Source organism: Achromobacter sp. Root83 (assembly GCF_001428845.1).
In the GTDB taxonomy this organism is placed as follows: Bacteria; Pseudomonadota; Gammaproteobacteria; order Burkholderiales; family Burkholderiaceae_B; genus Achromobacter.
This window is the reverse complement of sequence record NZ_LMIU01000006.1, coordinates 20770-37710: the sequence shown is the minus strand read 5'-3', so window position 1 is coordinate 37710 and position 16941 is coordinate 20770. Positions and strand designations below refer to the sequence as shown.

The window sequence follows — 16941 nt, the reverse complement described above, 5'->3', positions numbered from 1 at the left end:
CACTGCTCTGCTCGCGTTCCCACGCGGATTCGAACCCTGTCCTGAATGCCCCGCGATGAGCAGCGTTCCCGACGCCGTCATCGAACGCGCGCCCCCGGGCCTGTCGGTCATGGACGCGACCATGGTCCTGGTCGGCGTGGTCATCGGCATCGGCATCTTCGGCTTCCCTCCCCTGGTGGCGCAGCATGCCGCCACGGAAGCGATGTACATCGCCCTTTGGTGCGCGGGCGGGCTGGTCATGCTGGTGGGCGCGCTTTGCTATGCGGAACTGGGCTCCGCCTATCCGGGCGCCGGCGGCGAATACCTGTACCTGACCCGGGCGTGGGGCCCGCGCGTGGGGCTGATGTTCGCCTGGGCCCGTTGCTCGGTCATCCAGACCGGCGCGATCGCCGTGGTCGCCTTCATCTATGGGGATTATGCGCAGCGCCTGATGCCTCTGGGAGATCAAGGACCGGCGGTGCATGCAGCCATCTCGATCGTGGTATTGACGGGCTTGAACATGGTGGGCACGCGCTATTCCAAGCGCCTGCAATGGGTCTTCACGATACTGACCTTGATTGCGCTGGCCGCGGTGCTGATAGCCTGCCTGTCCGCATCGGGGAACCCTTTGCAGCACGCCGCCGAACCCGCGCCGCTATCGGGCAACGCCGCGGGTCTGATGGGCATGGGCATGGTGTTCGTCCTGCTGACGTATGGCGGCTGGAACGAAGCCGCCTATCTGAGCGGTGAATTGCGGAATCCGGCGCGCAACATGAGCCGGGTGCTGCTGATCGGCACGGCGGTGGTGACCGGGGCCTACGTGCTGACCAATATCGCATTGCTGGAGATCTTCGGCTTGCAAGGGCTGCGCGATACGCCCGCGCTGGGCGCCGAGGTCATGCGGCTGGCCGCGGGCCCCTATGCGGCGGCGTTGCTCAGCCTGACCATCTGCGCCACCGCCCTCAGCACCATCAACGGGACCATCATCACGGGCGCGCGGGTGTATTACGCGCTGGGCCGGGACGTGCCCCGGCTGCGCGCGCTGTCGGGATGGAGCGCGCGCAACGAAACGCCCGTCAGCGCCCTGCTGGCGCAGGGCGTGATCACGCTGGCGCTGGTGGCGCTGGGCGCATTCAGCCAGAACAGCGTGCAGACCATGGTCGCCTATACCGCACCGGTCTTCTGGCTATTCATGCTGCTGGTGGCGGCGTCGGTGTGGCGGCTGCGGCGCCTGGACCCCGAGCGGCCGCGGCCTTTCCGAGTCCCGCTGTATCCCCTTCCCCCGCTGCTGCTCGTCCTCACCTGCGCCGGGCTCGTCGTCTCCAGCGCCCTCTATGCCGGGGCCGGCGCCCTGATCGGATTGGCGGTGCTGGGGGCCGGTATCCCCTTGCTGCGCTTGCTCAAGCCGGCCCAGGCGGCTGGCTAGCACGGTCTCTCTTCCACGTGTTCCCCCACCCAAGGAATCTTCACCATGCGACGCTCTACCCTATCTTCCCCCCGCGCTCGCCTGCCCCTGTCCTTGCGCCCGATCCGGGCCGCGATGCTGGCTTCGGCGATGGCGGTGACGCTGTTTCATGCGGCCGGCGCCATGGCCCAGGCCGCGCCCGCGGCTGCCGCGCAGGCGAGCCAGCAGAAAGGCTATGTGCCGGACGTCGGGCAGGACGGCAAGGACGTCATCTGGGTGCCGACGCCTCAGAGCCTGGTGGACAAGATGCTGGACATGGCGAAGGTCACGCCCAAGGACCGGCTGATGGACCTCGGGTCGGGCGATGGCCGCACGGTCATCACCGCTGCCCAGCGCGGCCTGACCGCGCAGGGCATCGAATACAACCCCGATCTGGTCGAACTGTCGCGCCAGAATGCCAAGCGCGCCGGCGTGGCGGACCGCGCCACGTTCGTCGCGGCGGATCTGTTCACCACCGATCTGTCCCAGGCCGATGTGATCACGATGTTCCTGCTGTCGACGATCAACGAAAAATTGCGGCCCCGGATCCTGAGCCTGCCTGCGGGCACCCGCGTCGTGTCGAACACGTTTCGCATGGGCGACTGGGAGCCGGATGCGTCCGAGACCGTCACCCAGAACTGCCAGACCTATTGCACCGCCCTGCTGTGGATCGTGCCGGCCAAGGTCGAGGGCAAGTGGGACATGGGTGGACAGACCCTGCAGCTGGAACAGCGGTATCAGATGCTGTCAGGCAAGCTGGGTTCCACGCCGATCTCGGATGCGCGTATGGATGGCGCGGCCATTGCGTTTACGGCGGACGGCGTGCGCTACGCGGGCCTGGTCAATGGGCGAAGCATGAGCGGCACCGCGTCCGGCAAGGGCGACTGGTCGGCCAAGCGCAACTAGCAGGCCCCACGTTGACCGGCGGCGCATTCATGCAATAGCATCTGTTGCATGAGAAGAGACAGCAAGCTTTCCGGCGTCCTCCACGTGCTGCTGCACATGGCGGAGCACGCCGGCCCCATGACCTCCGACGACCTGGGCAAGGTAATGCAGACCAACCCCGTGGTCATCCGCCGCATCATGGCGGGCCTGCGGGAACAGGGCCTCGTCCGGTCGGGCAAAGGCCACGGCGGCGGATGGTCGATTTCGTGCGACTTCGACACCGTCACGCTGCGCGATATCTACGATGCCCTGGGATCACCCGAGATCTTTGCCATGGCGAACCGCAGCGAAGCGCCGGGATGCCTGGTGGAAGAAGCCGTGAATGCGTCGCTGAACGGCGCCTTCGAAGAGGCCCAGGCGCTGCTGTTGGAGCGGTTCGGCAAGGTTACGCTGGCGGAGCTGAGTCGTGACTTCCATGCGCGCATGCTCAAGCGCGGGCAGGCTTTCGACCTGGACGCCGTGCATCAGGCTTGAACGGCGGACGATGCCCCAGGCTGTCGCCACGCTATCAACGCCGTTTCGACATGGGCGATCTCGTCCGGCGCCATGCCCGCCGCCTGGTAGAAGCGCTGACGCTCACCCACCACGGCCAGGACCCGCTCAAGAATGGACTGGGCGGCCGCCTCGGAACGCAAGCCAAATCGTCGGTACTCGGTCAGGCAGTTGGCGAATGAGCTTTCGCGACCCTCGGCGCCGATGTGCAGGTAGTGCTTGGCGGACCCCTCCTGCGTGACCACGTCGAAAAGCGGCGACAGGCGGTAGGTCTGCGCGTCGTCGTCCTTCAGGAATCCGACGTTCTTCAGATGGTCGTCGGTGTTGTGGACGGCCACGTTCAGGATCATGCGCGCATAGAGCTCCAGCAGATCCTGCACGGGATTCGACGACACCCGGCGAGTGACGTCCGCCAGCCGCGCATAGGAATAGGTGGCCTTGCCGCGCGGACCGTCGAGTTCCCGCTTGCCGATCTGCACGGAGGGGCTGATCAGCGAGGCCCCGCTCAGGAAATGGCGCCGCGCGATGACGGGATCCGCACCGCGCTCGACGGGCAGCAGGTCGCGGTCGAAACGGTGCGTCAGCAGGACGGCGCCCAGATGCGTTTCGGCAAGGCGGATGTCGGGGACGGTCAGGCCGATGGCCTTCGCCATCTGCAGGTTGGCGAATTCAACGCGCTGCCGGTCGTAGGAGTCGCCCTTGCGCGGAAACTTGGCGATCCACATTTCGCCCTGTTCGTCGCGCACGATCGTCTTGGGGCGCGCCCCGCCGATGTCCCAGGAACTGCCCAGGATGTCGCGATACAGGCCCTTGGGCTTGACGCCCTGATCGATGTCCGTCAGCAGGTCGGCCAGGGATTCCAGTTCGCTGACTTCCGGCAGCCGGTAGGTCTTGCGCATGTTCGGCGTCAACTGGCGCGCGCTGAAGAACAGCGCTCCCACGCCCATTCCCCTGCCCCTGAGCAGGACTTCGTTTTCCGTCACGCGCGCCCCCGCATTGTCGACCCGCATGACATTGCGGCCCCAGGCGTCGGGCGCGGCATCGAATATGGCGCCCAGCGTTTGATAGCGGCTTTCGGTCCGGAAGGTCGTTTTCGAGTCAGCCAGCGGCAGGTTGAGCGGATCCAGCGCGAAGGCGCGCGGGTCGTTCACATAGGATTGCACGTAGGTGAATTCGGCGAAGAAGTGGTTTTCGTCCGAATCGTCCAGGGTCAACACGCCGGCCAGGACGGCTTCTCCCCGGATGTCCACATAGACGAAGAGCTCGCTTTCCACCGACTTGTGTTTCTTGGATTGCACGGTTTTGGCCGCCCGGCGTTAGAGTCTGGAGGGATCGGCGCGATGGGAGCTAGGGGCCTTGCCGCTGCCCCGGCTGGGGCGGCGCACGGCGTCCAGGCGTTTGCCCACGCCGTCGGCATCGGGATCCCCCAGGGCGAACACCTGGTCCGCAAAGCCGTACTGCAGCAGCGCTTCCAGCGCGAGGGCCAGCGAAACGCCGCCATCGCCCCGTTCAAGCCGTGCGATGGTGGCCCTGGACACGCCCATGCGGCTGGCCAACGCGGCCTCGGGCTCGCTGCGGCGCAACCGGGCGGTGCGGATGTTGGCGCCCAGCCGAGCCAGCGCTTCGGCGGCATCGAAGCTGGGTTCGATTTTCTTTTTCATGACTCAATAATAGTGCTTGCAGGGCAATAATGCACTATTAATGACGCAACTTGAAGTGCCTTAAGTGTATATTTATGGTGCTTTACGGGGCGTTATGCCTCATTAATGAGGCATTTTTGGTGATTCAGCTAGGGCTAGGCCGTGGTGATCGGCTGGTCCAGCCGCAATGCGCCCCGCCCGGTGTCCAGCGTCACCCGCGCGCCGAGCGGCAAGGTCAGGTTGGGATCTCCGTGCCCGCTGGGCCAGTTGGCCAACACGGGAATGCCACGGGCGCCAAATTGCTCAAGCACCAGCGGGTACAGCAGGCCTTGGGCCTCGTCGTCTTCCATGTGCGTGCCAAGGATGCGGGTGAAGCTGCCCACCACTACCCCTTTCACGCCATCGAACTTGCCGGCGGCGGCAAGCTGGCTCAACAGGCGGTCCACTCGGGGCAAGGCCTCGTTCACGTCCTCGAAGAACAGGATGGCGTCGCGCGTGTCGATTTCATAGGGGGAGCCGGTCAGCGCGGCGATCAGCGCAAGGTTGCCGCCAACCAGACGGCCGCTTGCGCCGCCCGGCACCAGCTCCACCGGCCGGGCGCCAAAGGGCGGTTCGATCCAGGCGCCCTGTCCGAACTGTCCGCCGATCATGGCCAGCAGGTGCGACTCGGTGGGTTCGCGCTTGCCGGCCAGCAAGTCCTGCGCCAGCATGGGTCCGTGGAACGTCACGAAGCCCGCCTGCCGCTGCATGGCCAGATGCAGCGCGGTGATGTCGCTGTAGCCGATGAAGGGTTTGGGATGCTGGCGCAGCAGCCCGAAATCCAGCTTGTCCAACAGCCGCCAGGAACCGAAACCGCCTTGCAGGCACCACACCGCGCCAACGTCCGGCGAGGCGAACGCCGTGTGCAGATCGTCCAGCCGCTGAGCGTCGGTACCCGCCAGATAGTCATAGGGAGGCTCGAGCCGGGTGCGAGAGGCCGGCATGACCTGCGCCACGAAACCGCGCGCCTCCAGCCATTGCGCTGCGCGGTCGCTGGCATCGGGCGCGGCGGATGCCGGGGCCACGATGGCGATGCGAGCCCCGGCCTTGAGCGCGGGCACGGGCGCCGCCGCCGGTTGGGCATGGGCCGACGGGGGCATCGGCTTCGAGGCCGGCACGGCTCTGCGGGAGTCCACCCCACGGGTGGCGCAACCGCTCAGGGCAAGGCCGGACAGGCACAAGGCGCCTGCGTTCAGCAGCAAGCGCCGGCGCCCCGCATTCGTATCCGGTTGACTAGAAACGCTCATATTCCAGCCGATAACGCCATTGCCCCACCGCAAGGCCGGCCATGGGCAGGCGGCCGATGCGCAGGCGCCGCAGGGCCTGCAGCCTCAGCCCCGCCGCATCGCAGACGTACTCGATGAACCCGGGTGCAGGCGTCTTCAGCGCGAAGCGCAGATGTGTTTCGTTCTGCCAGCTCACCTTCATCGGCGTGGCGGCGCGGCCCTCGTACGCCATGCCGCGCTGCAGGCGCGCCAGATCGCCTTCGCTCAACTGGCCGTGCACCTGGGCGATGTACTCCTGCTCGACATGGCGGCCTTCTTCCACCAGCTTGCGGGACACGGGGTACTCCTGCGTGTAGACGACCAGCCCGCTGGCCGCGCGTTCCAGCGGCGTCACGAGTTTCAGGCCATTGAACATGCGCTTCAGGTAGCGTTGCCCCGACCGGTCGCCTTGCATCAGGTTTTCGGGCAGGATCAGGTCCCGCGCCGAACCGGGCTGGTCATCGGCATAGGTGCCGGCTGGCTTGTGGATCAGGACGGTCACGGGGCGCATGTCTTCCAGGCGGGCGCCGGGCAACAGGCTGACCGTTTGCGCCGGCCGCACGCGGAAGCCCGGTTCTTCAACCGGCTTGCCATCGACGGCGACCCAGCCGCCTTCTATATAGCGTTCGGCATCCCCGCGCGAACAGGACTGTTCCGTGGCCAGCCGTTTGGCCAAGCGTTCGCTGTCGCTCATCGCGCCTCCGGCTGGCGCGCGGGTGAGCCCGGATGGGGAGAAGGATGGGGCGTGCTGATTGCCAGCACTAGCGGGTGCATCGTCATGGGTGTTGCCGGGGGTGTTGCAAAAAAGCGGACCCGCGGGTCCGCGCCGTGAGGCAGATGTTACGCCCTTTTCCTTTGCGGCCCGGGGGGCGCGTTCAGACGCGGGGCGCCTCGATCGGGTCGGCCGTAACCGGGGGCGGCACCTCGTCGATCCATGCCTTGAGCAGCGTCGTCGTGACCGCCAGGATCACCGGGCCGATGAACAGGCCGACGATGCCGAATGCGAACATGCCGCCCAGCACGCCCGACAGGATCAGCAGCATCGACAGATTCACGCCGCGCTTGATCAGCATGGGCCGCAGCAGGTTGTCCAGCATGGCGACCACGATCGCCCAGCCCAGCAGCACCGCCGCAGCCAGCTTCATGTCGTTCTGAAAAAGCCAAACGACGCCGCCCAGCATGGGCAGGAACGGCCCAAGCTGGGCCAGGCACAGCATCACCATTAGTGCGGTCAGAATACCGGCCGCCGGCACGCCGGCGATCCACAGGCCCACCCCGCCCAGCGCGGACTGCACCACCGCGGTGACGACGATGCCCAGCGCCACGGCGCGGATGGCGGATCCGGCCAGCCTGATCGCGGCCACGCCGCGCTGGCCGGCAAGCCGGTTCGAAAACCGCCTGACGAAGTCGGCCGCCAAATCGCCCTGGCTATAAAGAATGCCGGCGATGATGACGGTGATCAGCATGTGCATCGCAAATACGCCAACGATGGCGGCGTGGCTCAGCAGCCAATGGGCCGCGGTGGTCAGATAGGGTTCCAGCCGCGCCAGCAGGCCGCCCGCCCCGGCGTCGGACAGGGTCTGCCATTCCTGGGCGATCCGGGGGCCGGCCAGCGGAATGTTCCTTATCCATGCAGGCGGCGCCAGCAAGGCGTAATCGGGCAGGCTTTTGACGGCGGCCATGATGGCGCCGCCGTGCAGCGCCAGGGTGGAAATCGCCTGGTACAGCGGCAGCACGATCACGAACAGCAGGATGAGCAGCATGGCGACGGTGGCAATCCAGCGCCGGCCGCCGCAACGCCGTTGGATCGCCAGCAGGACGGGCCAGGTCGCGACCACAATGGTCGTCGCCCAGATCAGGCCGGGCAGAAAGGGCCGAAGAATGTAAAGGCTGCCTATCATCAACGCCGAAAGCATCACGATGACGAGCAGAACCCGGGCTATATCGACTGTCTGGCGTGGAATCAACCCGATGCTCCTGAGGGGGCGGCCGCCCCGGATGGCGCGCATGGCGCCCACAGGCGGATTACCTGAGCGCTGCGCGATGCGTTCCCGACGAATTTATCCGATATTTCCCTGGACCGGTGCGGGCACTTCAGCACCGGTATCCGCCGCCTGGGAGCAGGCCGGAGCCGGGGCGCCCATGCGCGGACGCCGGCCCGGGGTGAACGCCAGCGCTCAGGACGCGCCCAGCCATGAGCGGATCTTGCTGCGTATCGCGCCCGCATAGGCCCAGCACCAAACCGCCAGTGCCAGCATGGCGACGGTGAAATAGGCCCGTGCGGTTTCGGGCACCGGATTGAGCTTGGACATCGAGACAAAGGGCTCGAAGGACAGGAAATCGGTGGCGGCCAGGGTGCTGAATACCAGCGCCAGCACCGGGCCGGTGAACTGCGGGCGGTCGCCGCGGGAGCCGGCGTCCGCGATAAACGACCAATGGAGGAAACGCAGCAGCTGGATAGCCACGGCAAACAGCGGAATGGCGAGCGCAAGCTGCAGGACCAGCAGGGCGACGATGACTTGAGTGGGAAGCATGGGCGCGATTTTAATCGGATCCGCGCTACCTCCCTGCCGCGCGCCGCCTCACGGGCGTGGGTAGCGCCGCCCCGGGCGCTACGCGCCCATCTGGAACGTCCGCCAATCGGTCTCCAGGCCCGTCAGCCATTGCTGGATGTACTCCAGGCTCAGGGCGGTGGACAGTACGTCGCCTTGAAAAAGCACGTCGGGCTGTAACCGCAGCCAATTGAAGTCCTCGATACTCTTGATATCGCTGGCCAGCACCCGGAGGCCCTTACGGGAAGCCTGCCCCAGCAGGCTGAAGAAGCGGTCCTGCAACTTGTGGTTCTGGTAGACGCCCGCCGGTATGCCGACGCGTATCCCGACGGCCCGGATCAGGCCGAACGGCGCGGGCGCGCCCTCGCCGCTGCAGGGCAGCAGGCGTATGCGCAACGCGGGACGAAACTCGTGGTACGGACGAAACAGATCGGCGCCATCCACCAGCCGGCTGCTCAGCGGAACGTTGTAGATGACCATGGCGCTTGGGTAGACGGAAAGATTTCCGCCTCGATGCGGAGACGCGGCCGGCAGCAGATCCTTCGCCACCGTGGCGATCTTCAGGTCCAGGCACAGCTGCTCGGCCAGGGGCATCTCGGAGCAGACGTCGAGCGGATGGTCCAGGGTCAGGGGCACCAGGCAGCCGCTGGCCCGGAATGCTGCTCCCGCCTTGCGCAATGCCATGGCCGACGCATCTCGGGAAAAGCCGTTCGCATCCCCGCCCTCTTCCCCTGCGACAAGCGCCATCTCGCAGATGACGCCGCCTGCATCCATGACGGGCTGGACCTTGAGCGTTTCGCTCAAGCAAGAGGCCGCTTGCTGCGAGCAGGAGGGTGTTTCCCCCAGGCTCGAGGCTGTTTCCTCCAAAATTGTGACGTTCATACGTGAGTTCTGTGAGGGGCCCGCGCGTATCCTCAGCGCACGGCGAGAAAATTCAGCGGAACCAGGGAGGGGGCGGCGTTTGATTTGGCCACCGAGTATATGGACCGCCACACGCCCGTCCCATAGTAAAAATCTGATTTTCGGCGCCAAAGACTCGAGCAGGCTTGGAAACCGGCTTTGACAAGCCTGACGGGCTTCACTTTCAAATTCTTCTTATATCCAGGGCATGGGCTCCTTCTTAGGATGGGGCCCATGTTTGTCCAGGACTCTCAATCTCTCTCGAAAGATGCAGGCGCCCCCCCTCGGGCGCCCACATTGCTGCTGCATTTGTTTGCGGCGGCGCTGATGGCCTGCATCGTCGCGGGCGCCGCTTTCGTCCTGTATCTGTCTTTCAACAATACCGTTTCCGCGTATCGCCGGGAGATGAATGCGGCCGCCTACAACGCGCAGCTCTTCTTTGACCAGCGAGAGATCCTGCTGCGTTCGCTGTCGTCCTCCGCTATCCGCAATTCGGACAGCGCGCCCATTTCCGAGACCCCGAGCTATTTTGGCAACACCCGGCAGATCCAGGTGTTCCCGCTGCGCGAGGACGCCAACTCCTACGACTGGGCATTGATCCTGACCCCGCGCGATCTGAACGACATCGCCCTTGCCCGCACCAGGCTGCTGTTCAGCTCGATACGCAAGGGCCAGACGTCGGTCATCGTTCCCGCGCCACCCGCCAATGCGGTCGGCATGGGGGCCGTCAAGCAGGCGTGGGTCGCCCGCGCCCTGGCGGGGGCCGATTCGAACGTGCTGCCCGGCGGCCATCCCCCCATCGTGTGGCTCAAGCCTCCGATGGACCCGGCCAATCAGCTTTACCTCTACACGCCCGCGGATCCGGCCATGCCGCGGGCCGGCTGGATCGGTCTGGAAGTGGGTAGTGTCGATGCGGCCATCGACCTGTCCTCCCTGCGCGGAGGAAGCTACGTGCTGTATGACCAGCACGACACGGCCGTCCTGCACAGCCCGGCCGCCGCCCCGTTCCTGGCGGAACTCGGCCGGCGCGCGGGCCGGGAGGACTCCTTCGGTTGGTGGGGCGCGGGACTGCTGCCGCGCTACATCGTGCTGAGCAAGTCCGTGGGGGAAGATGGCTGGAGGCTGGTCTACTACACCCCGATAAGCCGGATCATCGACGATGCCGCCTATGCCATCCAGGCGGTGTTCGCCGGCGCGGTGCTGCTGTTCGCGGCCGTGATCTTCGGCATACGCCACATCAAGATGAAACTGGTCGCGCCCGCCGTCCGGCAATATGAGGCGCTGGCCGACAGCGTGGCCCTGAACCGCAAGCTTGTCGAAGTCGCGCCGGTGGGGTTGTGCCTGCTGCGGCGCGCCGATGGCATGCCGCTGCTATCGAACGAGCTTGCCCGGCAATGGCTGCTTGGCGATGCGGATCTCCTGTCCAGGCTGCTTGCGTCGAACGACTTCGTGTCGGGGCGGGAATACGTCATGAAGAACGGCCGCTGCGTGTATCTCACGTTCGCCCCGATCCTGTATCACGGCGAGGACGTGGTGCTTTGCGGCATCAACGACATCACGGCCTTCAAGCGGGTCGAGCGGTCCATTACGCAGGCCAAGCTGGACGCCGACGCGGCCAATCACGCCAAGACGGTATTCCTGACCACCATGAGCCACGAGATCCGGACGCCCTTGTTCGGCATTCTGGGCACGCTGGAGATGCTGGGCCTGACGGCCATGGACAGCCAGCAGCAGCAATACCTGGAAACCATGCAGCAATCGTCGGCGACCCTGCTGCGGACCATCAACGACACACTGGACCTGTCCCGCATCGAAGCGGGCTATCTGAAGCTGGAATCGTCGGAATTCTGTCCGGCGGAAATGCTGGACGCCGTGGTCAGCAGCTACGCGGCGCGCGCGGAAGCCAAAGGACTGCACATCTATGCCCTGGCCGACGTCAATTCGCCCCCCGCGGTGGTCGGCGATGTCACGCGCATGCGCCAGATCCTGAACAACCTGGTCAGCAATGCCATCAAGTTCACGAGCTCCGGCCAGATCGTGCTGCGCCTGCAGACCATGCATCTCGACGCGGAGTCCGCCACCATGAAGTTCCAGGTGGCCGACACGGGCGTGGGCATCTCCGCGGAGCATCACGCGCAGCTTTTCGAGCCCTACTTCCGCGCCGAGAACGGCCAGCATCAGGCCGTTCCGGGCACCGGGCTCGGGCTGGCCATCTGTCAGCGCCTGTCCGAGATGATGGGTGGAACGCTGACGGCCGTCAGCGAACCTGGCCTGGGCACCAGCCTGTCGCTGGAGCTGACGCTGCCTGTGGCCAGCGGAATGCATTCGGAGCTGGGGATCCGGCTGGACCCAAAGCCGGTTTTCGTGCGCGGCGCCGTGAACGATGTCGTCAATAACCTGTGCCAATGGCTGCGCCATTGGGGCGCGGTGGCGATGCCTTACAAGACGGCGCACCATGGCCGGCTCGAGGGCGGCGTGCTGGTTGAAGCGTGGCCGCGCGACGCGACGGTGGCGGTCTGGACGGGTGCCCGGGTGGTCGCGCAGCCGCCGGGTGTCCGCGCCCGCCTTGAAGGGACTCGCAATAGCTGGATGGCCAACGCCCACAGCCTGGCGAGCATCGCCGCCGCGGTCCGCCTCGCGCAGGACGGCGTCGCCGCCAAGGTATCCCTGGAACTCAAGACCTCGCGGGACGCGCTCGATATGCATGTACTGGTTGTGGAGGACAACCCGGTCAGCCAGCAGATCCTGCGTGAACAACTGGAGCACCTGGGCTGTACGGCTGTGCTGGCATCCAACGGCAGGGAGGCGTTGGCACGCCCCGACATACTGGCCTTCGACACCATTCTGACCGATCTGCAGATGCCCGAGATAGACGGCTACGACCTCACCCGCGCATTGCGCGCCCAAGGTTACACGCGCCCTATCGTGGGTATCACCGCCAGCGCGTTCACGGACGATCTGCGGCGCAGCAGCGTAGCCGGCATGACGACGGTACTGCTCAAGCCGTTGCCCATATCCGCGTTGCGCCAGGCCCTAATCGCCCTTAAGGAAGTTATATGATGAAGCACCTGTCCGACTACAGAATCCTGATCGTGGACGACCACCCTTTCCAATGCGTCCACTTGGCGGATCTGCTGGAGTCGGCGGGGTTTGCCGAAGCGGATGTGGCCACGTCCGCCGAGGCCGCGCTGGATAAAATGGGCCTGCAGCCCTACCATCTGGTGCTGATGGACCTGAACATGGCCGGCATGGATGGCGTACAGTTCATCGACAGGCTGGCCAGGCTGCACCACAATCCGATGCTGGCGATCGTCTCGGCATGTCCCCGGCGAATCATGAACAGCGTCGCTCTGATGGCCAAGGAAAAGGGGCTTGCGGTGCTTGGCACGTTCTCTAAGCCGCTGACATCCGATCACGCCCGGCAATTGGCCAGCCAGCTTCGGCAACGCCGTGCGGAAACCTCCAAACCCCTGCTCCCTGCCGAGGTCGATACCGTATTCGACCGTGGCGTGCTGGAACATGCCCTGGAACAAGGACAGCTGCGCGCCTGGTTCCAGCCCAAGAAAGCCCTGGCAAGCGGGCGGATCGTCAGCGCCGAGGCGCTGGTGCGCTGGCAGCACCCCGATTTTGGATTCATGCTGCCGGGGTCGTTCCTGTCGGCGGTGCGCCGGCATGGACTGGACCGCTCCTTGCTGTTGCGGATGCTGGAAGACGCCCTGGACGCGCATCTGCGCTGGCGCCAGCAAGGGTACCGCATGCCGGTTTCGGTTAACCTTCCTACCCAGCTCCTGGATGATCCCGACCTCCCCGACGAGCTTGAACGCGTGGTGATGGCCAAGGGCGTGGCGGCGCAGGAAATCTCCTTTGAATTGCTGGAAGACGAGACAACGACCATACAAGGCCAATACTATATGGGCGCCAGCCGGCTGCGGCTAAAGGGCTTCGGCCTGGCGCAGGATGACTTTGGTAGGGGTTATAGCTCCATGTACAGCCTGATATCCACGCCTTTTACCGAGCTGAAGATCGACCGCGCATTCGTCAGCGGCGCCGCCAACGACGAAGGCCGGGCCGCCGCGCTTGTGTCGTCGGTGCAGCTTGGACGGCAACTCGGACTTCAAGTGACCGCCGAGGGTGTCGAAACCAGCAAGGACCTTGAATTCCTGCGGCGTATCGGCTGCGACTGCGCGCAGGGTTTTTTGATTTCAGCCGCCGTCGATACCGACGCGTTCAGCCATTTGCTTGCCATGGAGCGGCATGCCATGGATCCCTCTCTGCTGTAGAGAAGCCGCAATGCGCCAGCAGGATACGCCCTTTGCCAGGATCACGCGCACCTCACGCTGGCTGAATTTCGCCCTGTTCGGGATTCTGCCCTTGGCCCTGGTCTTGATCGGCGCGCTTTACTGGGGCTTGAACCGCATCGTCGAGCAGGAACGCGACCGCCTGAAACTCGATTTCTCGATCCTGGTCGGTTATATCCACGCGCAAGAGCAGTTCCTGGGCAAGCTGCGTTCGCACAACGCGTCCCTGCCCTCCGAAAACATCTCTTCCTCGATCACCCTGCGTTCATCCGACGTGCAGGAACGCTTTGGGATGCAGCTCTTCGAGGGGCAGAACACCAATGCCGAGATGGCCTTTTCGCTGGCGTGCGAAGACCCCTCGGACTGTCCGACGGCGGGCCGCCGGCTGGCGAATCTGGGCGGCTACCTGGCCGATTTCTATTCGACCTTCTGGGCGACGTCCTACTATCCTGCCTCCACGATCTTCCTGGTCAATCAGGCCGACAGCATCAGCCTCAGCGTCCCCGCGGTGGGCGCCCATTCCGGCTACGAGCTGCTGAGCCCGCAGGCTTTTCTGGCCGTCACGGATTCCGTGCGGGCGGAACTGCGCCGCCTGCAAGAGGTGCGCAAGCGGCTGATCGACCAGGACTTTCCGGTCGGGACTGAACTGACCGGCTCCAAACGCGTGCATTGGTTCAGGGCCGATGGCCTGCCCGGCAGCATGCTGGGCCTGATCTATGCGGACATGCCGCAAGCCGTGTGGAGCAGCGCGCCCGCCACGGCGTCCGCCGTCTATGCCGCCGTGCAGTTCAATCATCAGCGGATCAACATCTTCGAAAAGACCATGCGCAGGCCGATTCATGGCGGATTCTGGCTATCGCACCGTGACGAAGGCGTGCTGCTGGGCGAAGGCCCCCGCCCTGCCCTGGCCAGCGACGGCCTGCGCTACACCGCCGATGGCATGGTGCTGCGCATTACGGATCTCTCGGGCGAATGGACGGGCGTGTACCGGGTGAGCTACGGCGCCTTCTTCCAGGACAACCTTTGGCTGCCGGTCATTGCGGGCCTGCTGTTGCTGCTGAGCCTGGGCGGGGGAATTGTCTCCATGCGGTGGTACAGCCGCCGCGTGATCGCGCCCGCCCTGGACGCGCAACGCGACATCGTCGAAAAAGAGGAATTCAGCCGCACCCTGATCGAGACCGCGCCGGTGGCGCTGTGCGTGCTGGCCCGGCCGGTCGGCGAGGTGGTCTTTGGAAACAGCCTGGCCCTGCAATGGCTGGGAGCGGAAGCCGGCCGCCAACTGGAGAACTCGCCGGAAGCCAATCTGTTTCTGCGCCAGGTGCTGAGCGCGACGGGGCCCGGCACGATCGCGAATTTCCATGCCACCGATGGCCGTCCGCTCTACGTCGCCTACGCGCCGACGCGGTACAACAATCAGGATGTGGTGCTGTGCGCCTTTTCCGACATCAGCGCCCGCGCGATCATCGAGCACACGCTGGCCGAGGCCAAGCGCGAAGCGGACAAGGCCAGCGAAGCCAAGTCGACCTTCCTGGCGACGATGAGCCACGAGATCCGCACACCGCTCTACGGCGTGCTGGGCACGCTGGAGCTGATGAGCCTGACCAAACTGGATAACGAACAGCGCCAGCATCTTGAACGCATGCAGAGTTCATCCGCGATCCTGCTGCAGTTGATCAGCGACATCCTGGACATCACCAAGATCGAAACCGGCCAGCTCGTGCTGGAATCCACCGAGTTCAACCCGCGTGAACTGGCGCAAAGCTGCACCAGCGCCTACGCCGCGATGGCGGAACAGAAGGGGTTGCTGCTGTTTTGCTGCGTGGACGTCGCCGTGCCGGAATGGATGACGGGCGATGCCGCGCGGATCCGGCAAATCCTCAGCAACCTTCTGAGCAATGCCATCAAGTTCAGCGACTCCGGGCATGTGATCGTGCGCTTGACGGTGTCGAAGGCCCTTGCCGACAAGACGCACCTCATGCTTCAGGTGGTCGATACGGGCATTGGCATCGGAAAGCAGGAGCAGACCCAGCTCTTCGTTCCCTTCTACCAGATCAACAGCAGCTCCCATACGGTGCGGGGCACCGGCATCGGCCTGTCCATTTGCGCGCGCCTGGCCACGCTGATGGACAGCGAGATACGCGTGACCAGTGAACTCGGGCTGGGCAGCAGCTTTTCATTGGAGCTGCCGCTGCAGGTGGTGCCCGGACAGGCCGTGAACGTGCCCGACCTGAGCAATATCTGCGTCTTTGTCCGCAGCCCCCATCACGAGCTTACCGAGAACATCTGTCTCTGGCTCAGGCGCTGGGGCGCGCAGGCGGGCCCGGCGCAAAGTCCCCTGCCCGTGGGCACGGCGGATGAAGTCCTGCTGGACGTGCTCTACAACGGCAATCTCGATGCGCTGGATTGGGCTGGCCACCATGTGCTGGCCAGCGCCGCGGCCAAACCGCCGTCCGCCCGCACCATCAAGGTCAATCCCACCGTGGAGCATATCGCGGCCGGCATACTGAGCGCGGTCCGAGGCGAACTGACGGTGACGCCGCCGGCCGAGATCAGCGCGTTCGCGCCGTTGGGTCTGTCGATCCTGGTGGCGGAAGACAATCCGATCAACCAGGCCACGTTGCTGCACCAGCTCGAGCAGCTGGGCTGCGAGGTCACCCTGTCCTCGGATGGCGCGGAGGCCCTTATGTTCTGGGGGCTGTCGTCTTATGACGTGGTGCTGACCGACGTCAACATGCCGCGCATGAATGGCTACGAACTCGCGCGCGAATTGCGCGCCATGGGGGCGACTATCCCGATCATCGGGGTTACGGCCAACGCCATGCGCGAAGAAGAGGAGCGTTGCCTGGCCGCTGGCATGACGTCATGGCTGGTCAAGCCCATCGGCCTGAGCACGCTGCGGCGCCATCTTCAGGGCCGGAGCGCGCGCGCCTCCGGTCTTGCGGCCGCGCCGGTCCGCGCGCCGGTGGAACGGGCGCCTGCGCCCGCGCCTGCCGTACCCGCCAAGTACCGCGCCTTGTTCCTGACCACGATGGAGGCCGATCTGGCCGAGATGGAACAAGCCTTGGACAAGGGCGATCAGCGCCTGCTGGCCAAGACCCTGCACCGGATGCGCGGCGCCCTCGGGGTCATGCAGATGGCGGCGTTGACCCAGCGTCTGGGCGCCCTGGAGGCCAGGCTGCGCAGCGATGGACTCGACGCCGAAGCGCGTATCGAAGGCGCTGCGCTGGCGCTGTCATTGCGCGGCATGCTGGCGGATATCTGACTAGCCCCCCATCGCTCCATGGCCCCCGGCGGGCGCCGGGTGTAACTTCATTTATCGAAATCTTTCTATTCTTTGGTTTTCCCGTTGAAGTTAGATTCAACGGTTGGCCTGCGCCCATCGAGGAG

13 protein-coding genes are annotated in these 16941 nt (G+C 65.3%); 6 read left to right on the top strand and 7 right to left on the bottom strand.

Translation table 11 applies throughout. The annotated features are described in order from the left end of the window. Positions 1–55 precede the first annotated feature (55 nt). The 3 genes from ASE30_RS08385 to ASE30_RS08375 are packed head-to-tail and all read left to right on the top strand — an operon-like array spanning position 56 to position 2842. On the top strand, positions 56–1405 hold the full coding sequence (locus tag ASE30_RS08385) for an APC family permease (protein WP_057283845.1): 1350 nt from the start codon (positions 56–58) through the stop codon (positions 1403–1405). A 45-nt stretch (positions 1406–1450) separates the two neighbouring features. Further along, positions 1451–2329 carry a cyclopropane-fatty-acyl-phospholipid synthase family protein gene (locus tag ASE30_RS08380; protein ID WP_156407584.1) on the top strand — a complete coding sequence of 293 codons (879 nt, stop codon included), beginning with the start codon at positions 1451–1453 and terminating at the stop codon, positions 2327–2329. Positions 2330–2377: 48 nt separating this feature from the next. Continuing rightward, positions 2378–2842, top strand: a complete 465-nt coding sequence (locus ASE30_RS08375) for an Rrf2 family transcriptional regulator (RefSeq protein ID WP_057283844.1) — start codon at positions 2378–2380, stop codon at positions 2840–2842. Here ASE30_RS08375 and ASE30_RS08370 read toward each other — a convergent pair. From ASE30_RS08370 to ASE30_RS08340, 7 genes are all read right to left on the bottom strand, one after another. Further along, a complete protein-coding gene (locus tag ASE30_RS08370) occupies positions 2833–4158 on the bottom strand; it encodes a type II toxin-antitoxin system HipA family toxin (protein ID WP_235515223.1) in 1326 nt (441 codons plus the stop codon). The two genes, ASE30_RS08375 and ASE30_RS08370, sit on opposite strands and share 10 nt — an antisense overlap. Positions 4159–4176: 18 nt before the next feature. Then, positions 4177–4521, bottom strand: a complete 345-nt coding sequence (locus ASE30_RS08365) for a helix-turn-helix domain-containing protein (protein WP_057283843.1) — start codon at positions 4519–4521, stop codon at positions 4177–4179. 134 nt (positions 4522–4655) lie between these two features. Next, on the bottom strand, positions 4656–5600 hold the full coding sequence (locus tag ASE30_RS08360) for an LD-carboxypeptidase (RefSeq protein ID WP_057283990.1): 945 nt from the start codon (positions 5598–5600) through the stop codon (positions 4656–4658). A 172-nt stretch (positions 5601–5772) separates the two neighbouring features. After that, positions 5773–6498 carry an RNA pseudouridine synthase gene (locus ASE30_RS08355; protein WP_057283842.1) on the bottom strand — a complete coding sequence of 242 codons (726 nt, stop codon included), beginning with the start codon at positions 6496–6498 and terminating at the stop codon, positions 5773–5775. A 181-nt stretch (positions 6499–6679) separates the two neighbouring features. Then, positions 6680–7705: an AI-2E family transporter YdiK gene (gene ydiK, locus ASE30_RS08350; RefSeq protein ID WP_235515222.1), complete on the bottom strand. Its 1026-nt coding sequence runs from the start codon at positions 7703–7705 to the stop codon at positions 6680–6682. A gap of 276 nt (positions 7706–7981) precedes the next feature. Further along, positions 7982–8338 (bottom strand): hypothetical protein, encoded by a 357-nt coding sequence (locus ASE30_RS08345; RefSeq protein WP_057283841.1) that lies wholly within the window; start codon positions 8336–8338, stop codon positions 7982–7984. A gap of 78 nt (positions 8339–8416) precedes the next feature. Then, positions 8417–9160 carry a hypothetical protein gene (locus tag ASE30_RS08340; RefSeq protein ID WP_057283840.1) on the bottom strand — a complete coding sequence of 248 codons (744 nt, stop codon included), beginning with the start codon at positions 9158–9160 and terminating at the stop codon, positions 8417–8419. A gap of 393 nt (positions 9161–9553) precedes the next feature. Here ASE30_RS08340 and ASE30_RS08335 point away from each other — a divergent pair, with 393 nt between their 5' ends. The 3 genes from ASE30_RS08335 to ASE30_RS08325 are packed head-to-tail and all read left to right on the top strand — an operon-like array spanning position 9554 to position 16816. Beyond that, positions 9554–12316: an ATP-binding protein gene (locus tag ASE30_RS08335; RefSeq protein WP_057283839.1), complete on the top strand. Its 2763-nt coding sequence runs from the start codon at positions 9554–9556 to the stop codon at positions 12314–12316. Beyond that, on the top strand, positions 12316–13536 hold the full coding sequence (locus ASE30_RS08330; RefSeq protein WP_057283988.1) for an EAL domain-containing protein: 1221 nt from the start codon (positions 12316–12318) through the stop codon (positions 13534–13536). The genes ASE30_RS08335 and ASE30_RS08330 overlap by 1 nt, the downstream gene beginning before the upstream one ends. Positions 13537–13546: 10 nt before the next feature. Continuing rightward, entirely contained in the window at positions 13547–16816 is a 3270-nt protein-coding gene (locus ASE30_RS08325) for a hybrid sensor histidine kinase/response regulator (protein WP_057283838.1), read from the top strand. The last annotated feature ends 125 nt before the right edge of the window (positions 16817–16941 follow it).